This window comes from Actinomyces naeslundii, assembly GCF_001956585.1.
Classification (GTDB): Bacteria; Actinomycetota; Actinomycetes; order Actinomycetales; family Actinomycetaceae; genus Actinomyces; species Actinomyces naeslundii.
The window spans coordinates 1-18,611 of record NZ_MSRR01000002.1 but is presented as its reverse complement, the minus strand read 5'-3'; the positions used below and the strand labels follow the sequence as shown (position 1 = coordinate 18,611).

General features: G+C 66.9%; 12 protein-coding genes and 1 riboswitch. Of the genes, 1 reads left to right on the top strand and 11 read right to left on the bottom strand.

All coding sequences use genetic code 11. The features are described 5' to 3' along the window. Positions 1-308 precede the first annotated feature (308 nt). From hisD to BKH33_RS00640, 5 genes are all read right to left on the bottom strand, one after another. Positions 309-1,649 (bottom strand): histidinol dehydrogenase, encoded by a 1,341-nt coding sequence (gene hisD / locus BKH33_RS00660; RefSeq protein WP_003782289.1) that lies wholly within the window; start codon positions 1,647-1,649, stop codon positions 309-311. Positions 1,650-1,798: 149 nt separating this feature from the next. Beyond that, complete coding sequence (metE, locus tag BKH33_RS00655; RefSeq protein WP_081395399.1) at positions 1,799-4,189, bottom strand: 5-methyltetrahydropteroyltriglutamate--homocysteine S-methyltransferase; 2,391 nt, start codon at positions 4,187-4,189, stop codon at positions 1,799-1,801. After that, positions 4,186-5,370 (bottom strand): methylenetetrahydrofolate reductase, encoded by a 1,185-nt coding sequence (locus BKH33_RS00650; protein WP_076142438.1) that lies wholly within the window; start codon positions 5,368-5,370, stop codon positions 4,186-4,188. Before BKH33_RS00650 ends, metE begins: the two co-directional genes overlap by 4 nt. A 4-nt stretch (positions 5,371-5,374) precedes the next feature. Then, a riboswitch (SAM riboswitch) is annotated at positions 5,375-5,459 on the bottom strand. A 197-nt stretch (positions 5,460-5,656) separates the two neighbouring features. Further along, a complete protein-coding gene (locus BKH33_RS00645) occupies positions 5,657-6,043 on the bottom strand; it encodes a hypothetical protein (RefSeq protein WP_003782307.1) in 387 nt (128 codons plus the stop codon). Positions 6,044-6,114: 71 nt separating this feature from the next. Continuing rightward, the gene (locus BKH33_RS00640; protein ID WP_003782312.1) at positions 6,115-8,553 is read right to left on the bottom strand and encodes a right-handed parallel beta-helix repeat-containing protein; all 2,439 of its coding nucleotides are present in this window, start codon (positions 8,551-8,553) and stop codon (positions 6,115-6,117) included. Positions 8,554-8,739: 186 nt separating this feature from the next. Here BKH33_RS00640 and BKH33_RS00635 point away from each other — a divergent pair, with 186 nt between their 5' ends. Then, on the top strand, positions 8,740-9,006 hold the full coding sequence (locus BKH33_RS00635) for an RNA-binding S4 domain-containing protein (RefSeq protein WP_043539157.1): 267 nt from the start codon (positions 8,740-8,742) through the stop codon (positions 9,004-9,006). Between the two features lie 25 nt (positions 9,007-9,031). On the opposite strand, the gene BKH33_RS00630 is transcribed toward BKH33_RS00635, so the two are convergent. From BKH33_RS00630 to lspA, 6 genes are all read right to left on the bottom strand, one after another. Next, complete coding sequence (locus BKH33_RS00630) at positions 9,032-11,023, bottom strand: BCCT family transporter (RefSeq protein ID WP_076142436.1); 1,992 nt, start codon at positions 11,021-11,023, stop codon at positions 9,032-9,034. A 335-nt stretch (positions 11,024-11,358) separates the two neighbouring features. Beyond that, a complete protein-coding gene (gene dnaE, locus BKH33_RS00625; RefSeq protein WP_076139163.1) occupies positions 11,359-14,952 on the bottom strand; it encodes a DNA polymerase III subunit alpha in 3,594 nt (1,197 codons plus the stop codon). 176 nt (positions 14,953-15,128) lie between these two features. Continuing rightward, complete coding sequence (locus BKH33_RS00620; protein ID WP_003779855.1) at positions 15,129-16,097, bottom strand: ketopantoate reductase family protein; 969 nt, start codon at positions 16,095-16,097, stop codon at positions 15,129-15,131. A gap of 75 nt (positions 16,098-16,172) precedes the next feature. After that, a complete protein-coding gene (locus BKH33_RS00615; protein ID WP_043538545.1) occupies positions 16,173-16,775 on the bottom strand; it encodes a GNAT family N-acetyltransferase in 603 nt (200 codons plus the stop codon). A 56-nt stretch (positions 16,776-16,831) separates the two neighbouring features. After that, entirely contained in the window at positions 16,832-17,752 is a 921-nt protein-coding gene (locus tag BKH33_RS00610; protein WP_003779841.1) for an RluA family pseudouridine synthase, read from the bottom strand. After that, complete coding sequence (gene lspA / locus BKH33_RS00605; protein ID WP_003779876.1) at positions 17,749-18,531, bottom strand: signal peptidase II; 783 nt, start codon at positions 18,529-18,531, stop codon at positions 17,749-17,751. The genes BKH33_RS00610 and lspA overlap by 4 nt, the downstream gene beginning before the upstream one ends. Positions 18,532-18,611 lie beyond the last annotated feature (80 nt).

Sequence of the window (18,611 nt, the reverse complement as noted above, 5' to 3'; positions counted from 1 at the left end):
GGCACCAACGCCTCGGTGCGGCGTGCCCGGGGGTGACGGGATGTGGGAACTCAGCCCGTCGGGCACGGCACACCGTGCGTCGAAACCAAATATAACAAACGAATAACGTCTCGCAACACTGTGTCAATCACCTACCCGATCGGCAAGATCTTAGAGGAAGACTCAGAGCCTCCTCAATCCCCGCCATTTCAACGCTTGAAACATCAAGGAGGGGGTGCCCCGCGATCGGCACCCCCTCCTTGACGGACCGGAGAGATGGTCACAAGAGATAACAGAATGATCTCAGATGACCTGCTCAGCCAACTTTTTCACTCCTGGCGGGCCCGGGCCGCCTCACCGTGGGCGGGCAGGTCCTCGCACCTCGCCAGGACCTCCAGTGCAGGCGTCATCGCCTCCAGTGCGCTCGCGTTGTACTCGATGAGCTGGACTGGTTTGAGGAAGGCCATCACACTCAGCCCGGCGGCGAAACGGGCGGTGCCGCCGGTGGGCAGCACATGGTTGGAACCGGCCAGGTAGTCCCCCAGGGGAACCGGGCTGTAGGGGCCGATGAAGACGGCACCGGCATTGCGGATGCGACGGGCGACCGCGGGAGCATCGGCGGTGTGGATCTCCAGGTGCTCAGCGGCGTAGGCGTCGGCGACCTCAATGGCCTGATCGAGGTCGCGCACCAGCACGGTCCCTGACTGCGGACCGGTCAGGGCGGCCGCCGCCCGAGCCCGGTGACGGGTCGCACTGAGCCTGCGCTCGAGCGCGGCGTCGACGGCGTCGGCCAGCTCCGGGGAGTCGGTGATGAGGACACTGCCCGCGTTGGGATCGTGCTCGGCCTGGGAGAGCAGGTCGGCAGCCACGTACTCGGGGTTGGCGCCCGCGTCGGCCAGGACGGCGATCTCGGTGGGGCCGGCCTCGGCGTCGATACCCACCACCCCCATGACGGCGCGCTTGGCGGCGGCCACGTAGACGTTGCCAGGGCCGGTGATGACATCAACCTGCTGGCACAGGACCTCTCCCCCGACGTCAGCACGGTCGGTGTCGTCCTGGGCATGAGCCCCGTACGCGAGCATCGCGATGGCCTGGGCGCCTCCGACGGCGTAGACCTCGGTCAGGCCCAGCAGGGCGCAGGCCGCCAGGATCGTGGGGTGGGGCAGTCCGCCGAACTCGGCCTGGGGCGGGCTGGCCAGGGCGATCTGCTCGACACCGGCGACCTGGGCGGCCACGGCGTTCATGACCACGCTGGAGGGGTAGACGGCCAGTCCTCCGGGGACATAGAGCCCGACGCGCCTGACCGGCACCCAGCGCTGGGCGACGGTGCCGCCGGGAACGATCTGGGTCGCGCGCTCGGTGGGCACCTGAGCGGCGTGCCCGGCACGGTTGTGGGCGATGGACATCTCCAGGGCCTCGCGCACCGCAGGGTCCAGGTCGCCGAGTGCCTGGTCGATGGCCTGGGCGGGCACGCGGAGGTGAACGGGGCGTACGCCGTCGAAGCGCTCGGCAGCGTCGCGCAGGGCGGCCGCGCCCCGGGAGCGGACGTCCTCAATCAACGGAGCCACAGCGGCCTGAGCGGTGGTCACATCGAGGGTGGCCCGGGGAAGAGCCTGTGCCAGCTCGCGGGGGCCGAGTCGGGAGCTGCGCAGATCAGTACGGGTGAGCATGCGTGCAAGCCTACCGGCCGCACACGCAGCCGCCCGGGCCGCCTATGTGATGGCGCGCTTGAATGCGGCCTCCGCCGACCACGTACGAGGCGGCCTGGGAGGAACGTCCTCTCCCAGGCCGCCTGAGACGTCTTGATCCTTGTCAGCGCCTACAGGGACTCACGCACGGCGCGGGCGGCGCCCACGAGACTGGTCAGGCTCGCCTCGGTCTCGGCGTAGGCGCGGGTCTTGAGGCCACAGTCGGGATTGACCCAGACCTTCTCCGCCCCCAGGGCACCGACGGCCCGCTGGAGCAGCTCGGTGCACTCGGCCTGGCTGGGAACGCGCGGGGAGTGGATGTCCCACACACCCGGGCCGAGCTGACGCTCGAAGCCGTGCTCAGCCACGGCGGGAAGAATGTCCATGCGCGAGCGGGATGCCTCGATGGAGGTCACGTCAGCGTCGAGGTGGTCGACCGCGTCGATGACGACGTCGAACTCCGAGTAGCACAGGTGGGTGTGGACCTGGGTCGCCGGCGCGGCACCCCCGGTGGCCAGGCGGAAGGAGCCGACGGACCACTCCAGGTAGGCGGGGCGGTCGGCGCGACGCAGTGGAAGGGTCTCGCGGATGGCGGGCTCGTCGACCTGGATGACGCCGATACCGGCGGCCTCGAGGTCCGCCACCTCCTCACGCAGGGCCAGGCCCAGCTGGTCGGCGACCTGGGCGCGCGGGACGTCATCACGCACGAAGGACCATGCCATGATCGTCACCGGGCCGGTGAGCATGCCCTTGAGGGGCTTGTCGGTCAGTGACTGGGCGTATGCCGACCAGGTCACCGTCATCGGCTCGGGGCGGACGACGTCCCCCCACAGGATGGAGGGGCGGGTGCAGCGCGACCCGTAGGACTGGACCCATCCGTGCTCGGTGGTCACGAAGCCGTCGAGCAGCTCGGCGAAGTACTGGACCATGTCGTTGCGCTCGGCCTCGCCGTGCACCAGTACATCCAGGCCGAGACGCTCCTGGAGGGCGACGACGCTGGCGATCTCGGCGCGCATGGCGGCGTCGTAGGCGGCGTCGTCGATCTCGCCCTTGCGCCAGGCGGCCCGGGCCTTGCGGATCTCAGCGGTCTGAGGGAAGGACCCGATGGTGGTGGTGGGCAGCTCCGGCAGGCCCAGACGCGCCTCCTGAGCGGCCTTGCGCTCGGCATAGGGAGCGCGAGTGCGGTCGCCCTCGGTGACGGCGGCGACGGCGGTGCGCACCTCATCGCGGTGCACGCCCGGGTGGGCGGCGCGCTGGTTGCGCAGGTCGGTGTCCTGAGCGAGCTCGGCGGCGATGGCCTCGCGCCCCTCAGCCAGCCCCTTGGCCAGGGTGATGACCTCGCCGACCTTCTGGTCCGCGAAGGCGAGCCAGGAGCGGATCTGCGGGTCGATGGCGGTCTCCCGCTCGACGTCGTGCGGGACGTGCTGCAGGGAGGTGGACGTGGCCACGGTGATGGGAGTGCCCTCGGTCAGGCGCTCGCGCAGCTGCTCAAGCGTCGTCAGCGCCGCATCCAGGTCAGTGCGCCAGATGTTACGTCCTGAGACGACGCCGGCGACGACGGCCTTGCCCGCCAGGGCGGCCAGGTCACCGGTCTCGGGAAGGCAGCCCGCGACGAGGTCGAGGCCGACGGCCTCGATCGGGGCCTGCCCGAGGACCGGAAGGGCGTCGCCCAGTGAGCCGTAGGTTCCGGCCACGAGGATCTGGGGCCGCTCCACGATCGCTCCCAGCCAGGTGTAGGCGTCGCGCACCGCATCGAGGATGCGCCCGCGATCGACGTTCCAGGAGTCGGAGACCAGGGCGGGCTCGTCGAGCTGGACCCAGGTGGCACCGGCCTTCTGCAGGTCCATGAGCAGGTGGCCGTAGGCGTGCAGGACGTCGCTGAGCCGGTCCAGGGGGTGGAAGCCCTCGGGTGCCTCGTCAGAGGGCTTGGCCATCAGCAGGTAGCTGACCGGTCCCACGACGACGGGACGCACCTCCACCCCGGCGGCCCTGGCCTCGCGGACCTGGTCGGCGATGGCGGTGTCGACGTAGTCGATGGGCGTCGAGGCGTCGATCTCAGGAACCAGGTAGTGGTAGTTGGAGTCGAGCCACTTGGTCATCTCCAGGGCCGGACGGGCGCCCTCTCCACGGGCCAGCGTGAAGTAGCCCTCGATGTCCAGGGCGCCGTCGGCGTCCAGCAGGTCACGGAAACGGGCGGGGGCCGCCCCCAGGGTGGCGGTCACCTGGAGGACCTGGTCGTAGAGGGTGAAGTCGGCGGGCACCGAGGCGGGCTGAGTCAGCCCCAGGTCCGCCAGGCGCGAGCGCGTCGCCCCGCGCAGCTCGGAAGCTGCGTGGCGCAGCTCGTCGGCGTTCAGGTTTCCCTTCCAGAAGGACTCGACAGCGCGTTTGAGCTCGCGGTCCCTGCCGATGCGGGGGTAGCCCAGGATGGTGGCCCCCGGCAGAGGGGTCGAGGGGACCTGCGACTCGGTCACGGCGATCTCCGCCGGTGAGGCGATGGGGGCCGACTCGGGGGTGGCGCTCATGCGTTCTCCTTGGTGATGGTGTTGTGGGGCTGGACGGGGTGGCGGGGGGAGGCTGCTGCGCCCGGGGAGCCGCTGCGCAGGAAGGAGGGGCCACGCCCAGGGGTGGCCTGAAGGTAGCCGCGATCGACGGCGTCACGCACCTCCCGGTCAGGGGCGGCCCCAGCCAGGATGCCGCCCAGACGAAGATGACTGATGACGTCGAGGGCGGGCCGGGTCCGATTGAAGGTGTACAGGTGCAGTCCGGGCGCCCCGGCGCGCAACAGCGCCGTGGCCAGGTCGAGTGTCGCACCGATGCCGCGCTCCACGAGCGTGGCACCGCTGGCGGATCCCAGCGAGGATCGCAGGGCGTCAGGCACCCTGACACCGGTGAGTGCCTCGAGCCGGGCGAGCCGGCGCAGGTCGGTCAGCGGAATGACCCCGGGAAGGATCGGGATGCTCACGCCGGCGTAGGAGGCCGCGTTGGTCAGCGCCACGTAGTCGGCCGGGTCGTAGAAGACCTGGGTGATGGCCAGGTCCGCACCGGCGGCCTGCTTGGCGGCCAGGACCTCGATGGCCTCGATGTGATCGTTCGTGGCCGGGTAGGCGGCCACGGCGATCGTGACATGGCGCTTGCCGTCACCGAAGAAGTCGGCCTCGACCTCCCGGATGACCCGAACGAGGTCGTCAGCGTGGCGCAGCTCCCCGGCGACCTCGTCGGCCCGGGCACCGGCAGGGGGGTCGCCGCGCAGCGCCAGGAAGCGCCGCACGCCCATGCGCAGAAAACGTGTGACGATGTCGACGGCCTCCTGCTTGCAGTAACCGATACAGGTCAGGTGAGCCATCAGCGGGATGGTGCTGGACTCCAGCACGTGGGCGAGCACACCCTCGGAGGGGTTGGTCTCCTCCTGGACCACGCGCACGCGAGGAAGGCACTCCTGATCCGCCCCGCTCCTTCTGCCGGTTCCAGGGACAGGCTCGGTGACGAAGGTGGGGCGGTAGGTCACCGAGACGAAGTCGGGGCCGGTGGCCAGGAGCCTGTCGATTCGCCCCCAGGTCGCTGAGGCGGCCTTACCGGGCCGAGGGGGGAAGAGCTCCAGACTGACAGTGGGCAGTGACCGTCCTGCTTCGCGCCTGGCACTACCCGCGTCATCGCCGCTGCTCCCGGGCACGGAGGCGGACTCAGTGGGCTCGTTGTCTAGCACGTCGTCTCCATCGATCCTGGCTGAAGCACCCGCGCACCGGGTTGCTGCGGCGTCATCGAACCAGGTCTCTCGGCCGCTCTGGATGGTCGAGCGTATCAAACCATGCCCGATCCCCACTTCTGCCAACATCCCAGATAGTGAGAACCTAACTTCCATCCAGCAAGTTTTCTGGCGGCCTGTCCCGGGCAGGACGCTGGCCGAGAGGTCATGTCACAAGGTGCCGGGACAACGGGGTTGTACGAGGGGCAACCACCACGAACAGGATCGCGCCGCCGCCTCAGGACAGTCACACCTCCTGCTGACACGATCCTTCCAGCACTCCCCCGCCCCACCTCGCCCAGCAGGCAAGACGCTCAGGCGGGGCCCAGCTCTCGTCCCGGGTACCGACCTCACCGGTGGCGGCCGACACCACCAGGGAGGCCAGACTCGGCTCCCCTCGAGCAGCGCAGTCATGGCCGATCATGGAGAGCAACGGCCCCATATGACGCGGCAGCACGCTCCGCCCGATCGACTCGCTCAGCTCGCCGTAGGTGATGACCTCACGGTGCTCTGCGATATCGAGAAGGACGGAGCGTGCTGCGATGGTGGACTCAGCCAGCCTCGGGGTGAGCCGGTAGAGCCTCTCCCCTACCGGGAAACGGTCACCGACAGTGATGGCAAGCGGTTGTGACACAAGGCAATAGTCCGAGATATCCGGTGCTCGTCACAAGAGCCCGCCACGCCTCGCCCCGAGGCCGGCACTGGTCAGCTGGACATACGACGACGTACCAGGATGAATCCGCCCCCCATGGCGATGGCGGCCACCGCCAGCACCATGGCGGCCATGCTGGCTCCGGTCAGCGGCAGCCGGCCACCACCGGCAGCCGCTGCGGCAGCAGCGTCCTGCCCTTGTCCGGCCGCGGCGTTGGCGCCGGGCTTGGCGACGTGGGAGTTCTTCTGTCCAGCACCCGCCTTGGAGTTTGAGGGGCTGGCGCTCTGGGCACTCTGGCCGGCAGTGCCGCTAGCGGTCTCACCAGTGGTGGAGCCGCTGCCGTCCTGGGGAGCCGCGGTGGAGGGCTGGTTGCCGGCGTTGTTGTTGGCACCACCGCCGTTGTTGTTACCGGCATTGTTGTTGGCACCACCAGCATTGTTGTTGCCAGCGTTGTTGTTGGCACCACCAGCGTTGTTGTTACCGGCGTTGTCACCAGCTCCTGGGACGGCTCCCCCACCCCAGGCAACATTGACCAGCGCACCGCGGTCCACGGCGACGTTGGCGTTGACACCGAGAGACTTGGCGACATCCTCAGGCAGGGCGTGGCCGGAGCCGGAGGCGGGGCTGCCCTCCTTGAGGTGGAAGTCAGAGGTCTTATCCATCGGGTTGGCGGACTCCTTGACGAAGAACGGGTTGTTCTCTGGGGATCCGTGCAGGTCCAGGCCGTTGGACTCCTTACCGGCGGCCTTCACGTTCGAGTTGGCCGTGAAGTCAGAGAGCTTCTCGGCATTGACCGACTGAGTCTTGCGGTCGGCGCCGTAGTTCCACAGGACCGTGGTGGACAGGGTCTGGGGGTTCTCGTGGCGGTAGTAGACGTCGTAGTCGATGGTGGAGACCATCTCATTGGCGTAGACCGCACCGGAGCCGTCATCGTTGGCCCCGCCGAGAACCTGGACCATGGCCGAGTAGCGCCACTCGTCGCCGGGCTTGGGGGTGGTCTGCTCGGAGGAGAAGATGTTGTTCATCACCGTCGTGTTGGTGGTGTCCCAGCTCAGTCCGTGCTCGGCGCTCCACTTCTGCACCTGGGTGCACGCACCCTGGGCGTTACGGGCGTTGCAGCCGTCGGACCGGGTGTCCTCCTGGATCCACAGGCTGGTGAGCGCGTGGGAGACGGTGTTGTTCCACACCCGGGTGTCGTTGGAGCCGGAGACGTGGATGCCAATACCGGCCCCGGCCACGATGTTGGAGGCGATGAGGTTGTTGGCGGAGACCTCGTTGAAGATCGCCACCGGGACGTTGACGAAGTAGTTGCCAACGATCTCGGAGTCCATCACGCCCTCGTCGAACCAGATGCCCGCGCCGCGGTTCTGGTCATAGGCGTTGGGATCTGAGATGTCCACGCCAGTGGCCGAGTAGTCCACGGTGTTGTTGGCGAAGCGAATGTTCTTGGAGTGGGTGATCTTGGTGTCCGCCAAGGTGCAGTAGGCACCGCAGTCCTTGGTGATGAAACCGGAGGTGTTGTTGTTCCTCCACAGGTTGTTCTCGACCTTGGCTCCGCTGGAGTCGTTGATACCGAAGGCGTTGGAGCCATTACTCTCGAACAGGTTGTTGGACACGACGGCGTTGGTCGAGTCGATGACCTGCAGCGCACCGGCGGTCGAGGAGTAGCGGAAGGTGGAGTTCTCAATGCGCGGAGCACCGTGAGCGGCCACGATCATTCCACCACCGGAGATGGTGCCGATCTCAGGGTCCGGGTAGTCCCAGCGCTGGACTGCGGAGTACTTCTCCACCGTCAGCCCGGACAGCGTGATGTTGTCGGTGTTGAAGGACAGGGCCCGAGAGTGCTGAACCACCTCGACCTGGTGCTGGCTGGGGTCGACGCCGATGACGTAGGAGGTGCCCCGGTGGGGCTTGGCGTTGTAGCCGGCCTGGTTGTTGTTCGGGTTCTTCAGGGTGACCGGATCAGGATCGTCAACGTAGAAGGTGGACGCGGTGACCTCATCACGGCTGAGCACCTGGGTCAGGGGCTTGCCGTCGACGAACACCTGCTCGGGGTGAGCGGCAACGCCCTCCTTGGCGGGGTCGGCGTTGATGGTGCAGACCGTGCAGAAACGGACCATGTCCTTACCCGTGGACCACTTTCCGTCACCCCCCGCACTCCAGTTGGTGGGAACCTCGGCACCGGTGAGGACCGGCTTGGCCCCCTCGGCCGCCTTGATGGTCACGCCCTTGTCCACGGCGAGCTCACCCTCACGGTAGGTGCCGTTGGCCAGCTCGATGGTGTCACCGTTGCCGACCTTCTTGAGGGCCGCCTTGATGGTCTGGAAGGGCTTCGCAGCGGATCCGTCTCCCGCGTCCGAGCCTCCTTCGGCTGAGACATGGATGGTGCTGCCGTCCGCAGCAGCGGCTTCTGGCGCGTGCGTGACGGCCAGAACAGGCGCCGACAGCGATAGAGCGAGTATCGCCATCTGGGCGACGATTCGACGCTTCATGGTGTCTCCGTCTCCGTAGTGTTATCAGAACGCCGTTACCCTACCGTGATAAATTTTGTTTAGCATCCGTTATATCCGCTTACTTCCGAGAGAGGCTTCTCTCACCGACATCACAGTCACAGGCCTGTCTCAGGTGCTACCTGGCCCGACGTGCGCTCCACACCCCCTTTCTGGAAGGATCAACCTATGACGCACGCAACATCCCCGAACACATCGCGGTATCCGAATGTCTCAGTGTCTGGAAGCATCAAGCTCGGCCAGTTCCTCAAGCTGGCCGGCCTGGTGGAGGACGGCGCCGAGGCACGCATCGCCATCCAGTCCGGGGACGTCACGGTCAATGGCGCCACAGAGATGCGTCGTGGGCACCATCTTTCCGGCGGCGATGTGGTCGTCGTCGATCACCCCGCCGGCCAGGTCGGCGCCGTTGTCGAACAGACGGGGCCCGAGGACTGACCCCGGACCCTATCTATGGCGACGACTACCTGCTCTGCTCCCCGTCGGAGTCGGCAGCACCACCATCAGCGCTGCCGTCGACGTCGGGAACCGGTTCCCGCCCGACGTCGCCACAACCGCCCTGCTTGTCCTCACTGGCAGAGGTGGAGGACAAGGTGGTGTGCAGCTCGATGGCCTCGACCTCATGAGGCTCGTCGGCAGCCGTGACCGCAGTGGTCACCGAGTCGACCAGGACCTGGTTGGCCAGCGAGTGCCGCAGCAGCATGGGGTCATTGTTGAGGTCCTTGTAGAGCGAGACGCATAGCAGCAGCATGACGAAGACGAAGGGCAGAGCCGAGACGATCGTGATGTCCCGCAAACCAGTGAGCACCTCTGCAGGATCGTCTCCTCCGGCGAGCAACATGGCGGAGGCCACACCACCGGTGGCCACGCCCCAGAAGACAACCGTGAAACGGCTCGGCTCAATCGCACCCTTCTCCGAGAGCCCTCCCATGACAATGGAGGCCGAGTCCGCACCGGTGACGAAGAAGATCGCCACTAGGACGACTGCTAGGACCATGAGCACGATGAGGACCGCCCTGTGCACCGGCATGGCGTTGAGCAGGTCGAACAGGACGGTATCGAAGTTCACGTCAGGTGTGCCGTCAGCCTTGAGATGAACAAGGGCGTCTGCCGTCCTCCCGGCCCGCTCGGCCCGCTCCTGGAGGCCGATGGCACCGCCGCCGAAGATGGCGAACCAGATGAGGGAGACGACCGAGGGGACGAACATGACCCCGGTAACGAATTGCCGGATGGTGCGGCCGCGCGAGATGCGGGCGATGAACATGCCCACGAAGGGCGTCCAGGAGATCCACCAGGCCCAGTAGAAGATCGTCCAGGAGGACAGCCACTCGGACATGTCCTTGTTCCCGACTGCCGCGGTGCGTGAGGCCATGGCAGGCAGCTCATCGATGAAGTCACCGATTGCCGAGGGGATGATGTTGAGGATGAACAGGGTGGGCCCTCCGACGAAGACGATGATTGCCAGAAGCACCGCCAGCACCATGTTGATGTTCGACAGCCACTGGATGCCCTTCTCGATACCGGAGATGGCCGAGGCGACGAAGCAGGCGGTCAGGACCGCGATAATGGCGACGAGCATCCCCGAGCTCACCTTGTCGACGAGATTGGTCGACATCATGCCTCCCCCGATCTGCAGGGCCCCCAGCCCCAGGGAGCAGGCGGAACCGAACAGGGTGGCGACGATCGCCAGAATATTGATGATGCGCCCACCGACCCCATCAATGGCCTGCCGCCCGAACAGGGAGGTGAACATCGCGGAGAAGAGCTGAGAGCGTCCCAGGCGGTAGGTTCCGTAGGCCATTCCGAGCCCTACCAAGGCGTACATCGCCCACGGGTAGATGGTCCAGTGGAACAGCGCGGTGCCCATCGCCGTGCTGGCGGCCTTGGCCGTCTGAGGATCGACGGTGTCCGGCGGGGGCGACATGTAGAAGTAGAGCGGCTCACCGACTCCATAAAAAATCAGGCCGATCCCCATTCCAGTGGCAAACATCATGGAGACCCAGGAGCCGGTGGAGTACTCGGGCTCCTCGGCGTCCCCGCCCAGTGGGATCTTGCCGAACCGGGAGGCTGCGACGAAGACGATGAACACGACGAACAGGGTTGATGACAGGACGAATAGCCAGCCGAAGTTGCTAATCGTTCCACCCAGGGCCCACTTGGAGACTCGCCCCAGCCCGTGCGGATCGACGAAGCCCCACACCACAAACGCAATGGTTGCGGTCGCGGCGACGCCGAAGACCACCTTGTCCATTCCCTCACCGATGTCATGAGGCTGGCGGGAGACCGATCTTCTCAGGCGCTCGAGCAGATGACGCTGCCTCCGTTTCACCGTTGCCGGCGACGTCTGGAAGGCCGGCGTGGTGGTCGGCTCCGGGGACGATGCTCCGTCCGACGGGGAGCCTTCCTGCCCCTGCTCCTGCGTCAACGTTGGAGGATTCAGATCCGCGTCACTCATTAAATTACCTCGTAGACAATACAGTCACTGACTGCTTTAGGACATTACGAGAGTATCAAGACGTTAACGGACCGCGACCTGAGAGCAGGCTGATACAGGTTTCGAGGCACCCCAGAATGCAGCGCCAAAGCCCGCCCCGACCCTCCTGGTAATCAGCTGGGACCGCTTCTGACCTGCTGCTTGTCAAGCACTGACGAGGATACGGCGAGTTACGACCGACCTGTCGGAAGAGGACGCCGGCCGACCGGTGTGAGTTCGGCTGCATCAGAGCGATGCAGCCGCCTGCAGGCACGTAGTGCCAGGCGGCCGCGCAAACCGACGCGCAGGACGCGTAGCTAGTGGCGCAGGCAACCCGGCCCGAGCAGGGCCTTGATGTCGGAGTAGAAGGCCGGCGAGGCCTCCACCCGCAGCGAGGCGTCCAGCTGGGTGCGCACCTCACGCCCTGGGCTGGTGAGCGTCAGACGCACCGTCGATCCACCGGGGTGCTTGGTGAGCACGTCCTTGAACTGCTCCACCAGTGGCCCGGTGCACCGGTTGGTGGGCAGAGTGATGAGAACCGCCTCGTGGGCGGCGCTGGAGATGTCAGGAATCGTCATCTCCTGGGCGTACAGGGCGACCTGGCCGTCACGTCGGTTGAGACGGCCACGCACCGTGACCACCGTGTCCGGGGCGAGCATGGTGGAGACGGTCTGATAGGTCTGGGGGAAGAAGAGCACCTCGATGCTTCCGGCCAGGTCCTCGATCTGGGCGATGGCCCACAGGTTGCCCTGCTTGGTGGTCTTGCGTGTCAGTGAGGTGATGAGGCCAGCGATGGTGACCATGGCGCCGTCGGGCAGCTCATCGTTCTCGTGGAGCTCGGAGATCTCCTTGTCCGCAAGCTTGCCGAGCAGTCCCTCCAGGCCCATGAGGGGATGATCGGAGACGTAGAGTCCCAGCATGTCGCGCTCGTAAGCGAGCTTGTCCTTCTTGTCCCACTCCGGCAGGTTGGGAACGTCGGAGGAGAAGACGGGGCCGTTGCCGAAGGGCGAGCCCTCGGCGTCGTCGCCACCACCCATGAGGGAGGCGAAGAGGTCGAACTGACCGGCGGCCTCGTTGCGCTTGACGCCGATGACCTCGTCGACGAAGTCCTCGTGGCAGGCCTGCAAGGAGCGCCGGGTGTGGCCCAGTGAGTCGAAGGCCCCGGCCTTGATGAGGGAGTCGATGGTGCGCTTGTTGCACACGACAGCAGGAACCTTGTCGAGGAAGTCCTCGAAGGACGTGAACTCGCCCTTCTCCTCCCTGGCGGCCACAATCGCGTCAACGACGTTGATGCCGACGTTGCGCACCGCGGACAGACCGAATCGCACGTCCTCGTCGACAGCGGAGAACTGGGCCCGCGAGGCGTTGACGTCCGGGGGCAGGACGGTGATGCCCATGTGACGGCACTCCCCCAGGTAGACGGCCAGCTTGTCCTTGTTGTCCTTCTGGCTGGTGAGCAGGGCCGCCATGTACTCGGTGGGGTAGTGCGCCTTGAGGTAGGCCGTCCAGTAGGACACGACCCCGTAGGCCGCCGAGTGGGCCTTGTTGAAGGCGTACTTGGCGAAGGGCACCACGACGTCCCACAGGGTCTTGACGCTCTCCTTGGAGAACCCCGCCTGGACCATGCCGGCCTCGAACTCGACGAACATCTTGGCCAGGATGTCCATCTTCTTCTTACCCATGGCCTTGCGCAGCGCGTCGGCCTTACCCATCGAGAAGCCCGCCAGGTCCGTGGCGATCTTCATGACCTGCTCCTGGTACACGATGAGGCCGTGCGTGGTTCCCAGGATCGGCTCAAGGGCATCCTTGAGCTCGGGGTGGATCGGAACGACCTCCTGCAAGCCGTTCTTGCGCAGCGCGTAGTTGGTGTGAGACTCCGCCCCCATGGGGCCGGGCCGGTAGAGGGCGCCGACGGCGGAGATGTCCTCGAAGTTGTCGGGCTTCATCAGGCGCAGCAGCGTGCGCATCCCACCGCCGTCAAGCTGGAAGACGCCCAGGGTCTCGCCGCGTGAGAGCAGCTCGTAGGTGCCGCGGTCATCGAGCTCGACGTGGTCGATGTCCAGGGCGGGCTTTCCGTTGGCGACGATGTTGTCCAGGGCGTCGGAGATGACCGTGAGGTTGCGCAGTCCCAGGAAGTCCATCTTGAGCAGGCCCAGGTGCTCACAGGTGGGGTAGTCGAACTGGGTGATGACTGCGCCGTCCTGAAGGCGCTGCATCATGGGGATGATGTCGGTCAGCGTTGCCGAGGACATGATGACCGCGCAGGCGTGAACGCCCCACTGACGGGTCATCCCCTCCAGGCCCTTGGCCAGCTCCACGATCTTCTGGGCATCGGGGTCCTCGGCGTGCAGCCTGCGGAACTCCTCGGCCTCCCCATAGCGCTCGTCGTCGGGGTTGAAGATGCCCTTGATGGAGATGTCCTTGCCCTGAACCGAGGGGGGCATGGCCTTGGTGAGCCGGTCACCGACAGCGTAGGGGTAGCCCATGACTCGGCTGGAGTCCTTCAGGGACTGCTTGGCCTTGATGACGCCGTAGGTGACGACCTGACTGATACGGTCGGCGCCATACTTCTCGCGCACGTACTCGATGACCTCGTCGCGCCGGCGCTCGTCGAAGTCGACGTCGATATCGGGCATGGAGATGCGCTCGGGGTTGAGGAAGCGCTCGAAGATGAGTCCGTGGCGCAGCGGGTTGAGCTCGGTGATGCCCATGGCGTAGGCCACCATGGATCCGGCGCCCGAGCCTCGCCCCGGTCCCACCCGGATGCCATGGGACTTGGCCCAGTTGATGTAGTCGGCCACGACGAGGAAGTAGCCGGGGAATCCCATCTGGGTGATGACGCTGATCTCGTACTCGGCCTGCTTGCGGCAGTCCTCGGGGATGTCACCGTTGAACCGGCGGTCCATGCCGCGCCAGCACTCCTTGATGAACCAGGACTCATCCGTCTCGCCCTCGGGGACGGGGAAGGCCGGCATGAAGGAGGCGCCCTCGTCCACGGTGCGGAAGTGCACGTCGCACTGCTCGGCCACGAGCAGGGTGTTGTCGCAGGCCTGGGGCATCTCGGAGAAGAGGCGGCGCATCTCGGAGCCGGGGCGCAGGTAGTAGGTGTCGCCGTCGAACTTGAAACGGTCGGGATCGGAAAGCACTGAGCCGGAGTTGATGCACAGCATCGCGTCCTGGATGGTGCGGTCCTCGGGACGCACGTAGTGGGAGTCGTTGGTGGCCAGCAGCGGGGCGTCGAGCTTCTGGGCCAGACGCAGCAGGTCCTTGGTGACGCGCTGCTCGATCTCCAGGCCGTGGTCCATGAGCTCGACGTAGAAGAACTCCTTGCCGAAGATGTCCTGCAGCTCCCCGGCGGTGCGCAGGGCCTCGTCCCACTGGCCCAGACGCAGGCGGGTCTGGACCTCCGACGATGGGCAGCCGGTGGAACCGATGAGGCCGGCCCCGTAGCGGGAGAGCAGCTCTCGGTCGATGCGCGGCGCCTTGCCCCACTGGCCCTCCAGGGAGGCGAAGGAGTCCATGCGCATGAGGTTGTGCAGGCCCTCGTTGTTGCGTGAGAGCAGCGTCATGTGCGTGTAGGCGCCGCGGGCGGAGACGTCGTCGCTTCTCTGAGACTCATCGCCCCAGAAGACACGGGTCTTGTCGAAGCGCGAGGTGCCCGGCGTCATGTAGGCCTCCACCCCGATGATCGGCTTGATGCCGGCCGCCTTGGCGGCCGCGTAGAACTCGTAGACGCCGAACATGTAGCCGTGGTCGGTGATCGCCAGGGCGGGCTGACCCAGGCGCTTGGCCTCGGCCACGTAGTCCTTGATCTTTCCGGCACCGTCCAGCATGGAGTAGTCGGTGTGGACGTGAAGGTGGACGAAGTCGTCCTTGGGGGATGCCTCTTCCTGACCGGTCGTCTGCGCCATGGGACCATCCTAGGCCCGCGGGGCGCCCCGCCTCCGGGAGGCCGCTCGCGGCGATGTCGCCGCGAGAGCGTTGCAATGACTGGGCAGTCCCGCTTTCGGTCGGCAGGTTCATGTGAGAAATCCGCTCCGAGTGGACGTCGCCACCGAGCCCGTCGGTATGCCTGTCCGGTGCGGGATCACTGTCGGCCCCGGGCGCGGGCCTCTCTCGGGGCCAGGACGGCGTGGGCGAGGTCGAGAACAGGGGTTGCCACCCCTGTGTCGTCTCCGGCACGGCACACGGAACCGACCTGGGCGTCGAGCTCGCTGGGCAGCCCGGCGGCGATGTCGCGTTGCATCGAGGTGGTGGCGCCGGCGGGCTGGGCGTCAGCAAGGGCCAGGACGGCGGTGACCGGATCGGAGACGTCGTCGGTGGCCAGGTCGTGCCCCAGCGCGGCCGCAACCTCGACCACCTCGCCCACGGCAGCGGTGAAGACGTCGCGCAACTCGCTGCGCAGGACGCCGATGGGCGCGTTCGCGGCGGCACCGAGTGCCCCCTGGACGGCGACGAAGGAGACCTTGCGCCACAGCTCGGCCCAGATCGAGTCGGGAACCCAGGCGCGGATGCCGGCCGCCTCCAGGACCCCGACGGCGCCGGCGGTCAGGGCGGAGGCCGCACCGTCCCACTCCCCCAGGGCCAGGGAGCCGGCGCTGCCGATGGTGCAGACGTTTCCGGGCGAGACGACGGCCGAGTAGACCCGGGCCACACCGGGCAGGACGTGCTCCGTCCCGACGGCGCCGGCGAGCATTCCGGGTGCGCTGATCCCGTTCTGAGTGGAGACGACGCCGGTACCGGGGCCGATCAGGCGTCTGAGCGCAGGGGCCAGCCCGGGCAGCGCATCGACCTTCGTGGTCACGAACACCAGGTCCGGGTGCCCACCCAGGGCGTCGACAAGGGTACCCGGATCCTGGCTCACCAGCGGCTCATCGATGCGGGCGGTCACAGTACCGGGCTCGCCGCCGGAGCCGTCGAGCAGCGTCAGTCCTTCCGAGCGCAGTGCCTCCAGGGTGCCTCCGTGAACGAGGAACCCGACCTGCTGGCCGGTCGAGGCCAGCCGGGCACCGAGCCAGCCGCCGATGCCTCCGGCGCCGATGACGACGATCCGCATGCCTGTCTCCTCTCGGTTCTGCTTCTCCCCGTTCGTCTGCCTGCCCGCGCCTGGCGCGGGTAGCAGATGCCTGCCTCAGGTGGCGCTGCTGGCACTGGCCGTGGAGTTGACGGTGCTGACGGTTCGTGCCATGTCCTGGTGCCAGATGCCGGCGTCGAGATAGCGGCGCCCGCCTAGGACCCGGTATCCGCAGCGCTCGTAGAATCTCATAGCCCGCTCCTGGGCGGAGAGAACCACCTGCACGCTGGAGCGACCGGAGTGGCTCAGCGCGGTCTGCTCAAGGGCCGCGACCACACGGGCCCCGAGCCCCCTCCCGCGAGCAATGCTGCGGACGGCCAGACGGCCGAGGTGGACCCGAGCGGGGTTCTCGGGCTCCAGCAGAATCCGCCCGGCACCCAGGGGTGTGCCATCGGCTCCGCTGGCCAGCAGGTGGATCGTGGTGGACTCGTCGTCGCGGGCATCCATCTCCTGGATGAAGGGGACCGACTGCTCCCCCACGAAGACCTCGAGGCGAACATCGGCCACGGCCTTGCGTAACCGCTCGGCCTCGGCCCCGCTCTGGTCGCCGCGTGCGGTGGTAAAGCTGAGGGGCTCCTGGACCGACGTGGCGGGACGGATCTCGAGGACGGGGGCTCCCGGGACCGCCTCGTCCCCGCTCGGCCTCGCCGTCGGGTCCATGGTCGGTTGATGCAGGTGATCAGTCACTGTGCTCGTTCACCTCCACGGCATCCTGTTCACGGCAGGCGCAGGGCGTCGAGGGCGTGGACGAGGTCGTCGGGGTAGTCGGAGGTGAAGACCAAGTGCTCCCCGGTGATGGGGTGGGCGATACCGAGCTCGCGGGCGTGAAGCCACTGGCGAATGAGCCCGGTGCGCGCAGTCATGGCCGGGTCGGCGCCGTAGGTGGCGTCTCCAACGCAGGGGTGGCCGACAGCGGCCATGTGGACGCGGATCTGGTGGGTGCGTCCGGTCTCCAGGTGGATCTCGGCCAGGCAGGCCCCTGGCATCACTTCGATGACGTCGTAATGGGTGATGGACTCCCGCCCGCCCTCGATGATGGCCATCTTCCACTCCCGGCTGGGATGACGGCCGATGGGGGCGTCGATCGTGCCGCTGGACGGATCAAGGTGCCCCTGGACCAGGGCGTGGTAGACCTTGTTCACCGTGTGCTCACGGAAGGCGCGTTTGAGCACGGAGTAGGCCCGCTCCCCCTTGGCCACGATCATGACGCCGGAGGTGCCCACGTCCAGGCGCGAGACGATACCTTGACGCTCGGCCGCCCCGGAGGTGGCCACCCGAACGTGCATCGCCTTGAGGGCGCCCAGCACATCGGGGCCGTCCCAGCCCATGGAGGGATGGGCAGCCACACCCGCCGGCTTGTCGACGACGACGATGTCCTCGTCCTCATAGAGCAGCTCCATCCCCTCAACGGGGGTAGGAACGGGCTCGATGGGACGCGGATCGGGCAAATCGACCTCAAGAAGATCACCGGCCTGAACGCGAGCGGACTTGGGGAGCCCCTCACCGTTCCTGCGCACATCGCCGCTCTCGCACAGGTCACCGATCCGGCTGCGGGACAGGCCCGTCATGCGAGCCAGGGCGGCATCGACGCGCTCGCCGTCGAATCCGTCGGGGACGGGCAGCAGACGCAGGCTCATTCCGGCTCCGCAGGCCCGGCCGGCGCAGAGGACCCTGGAGCCTCTGCGGACTGTGAGGACGTGGCGTCGTCGTTGCCTCGACGCTCCTCAGAGCCCGGGTCCCGATCGGACGAGGATGTCGTCCCCTTGGTCTTCTCGGACTGCGAGGCATCTTGGGATCCGGCGCGCGTTCCGTCGATCTCCCAGCCTCCCAGGGACAGGACGATGATGCCCACGGCGGCGAGCACGATCGCGATGTCTGCGACGTTACCCACGAAGTAGCCGCCGTAGTCGATGAAGTCGATGACGTGGCCGCGCAGGAACCCGGGCTCTCGAAGGAGGCGGTCGATCAGGTTGCCAACGGCGCCGCCGAGCACCAGGCCAAGGGCCACCGCCCATGATCGCGATGCCAGATTCCGGGAGACGCGGATGATGATCAGCACCACGAACAGGGCGATGATCGCGAAGATCCAGGTCTGTCCGGTGGCGAAGGAGAAAGCGGCACCGGGGTTTCGCACTAGGACGAGTCCCAACGCCCGTCCGATCAGGGCCGTGTGCCGTCCGTCTGACAGGGCCGAGAGCGCCCACTGCTTGCTGATCTGGTCGACGACGACGATGACGACCGCCATCACCCACAGCACGGTCACGGGTATACGCCGAGCGCGATGCCCCTTTCCGTCATCACCGCTCTGCGGTCCCAGGGTCTTCTCCATGACTGCGAACGGGGTGTCGGCAGGAGGTGAAATGGTGTTGTCAGTGGCCTCCTGAGAGGAGGCGACGGGATCGACGTGGTCTGGCATGGGTGTTTCTCGCATTGTGTTCAGAAGAGAACAGGTGACGGGTGGGCGTGCGAACCGAGCGAAGGGCGGCGACCCGCGCG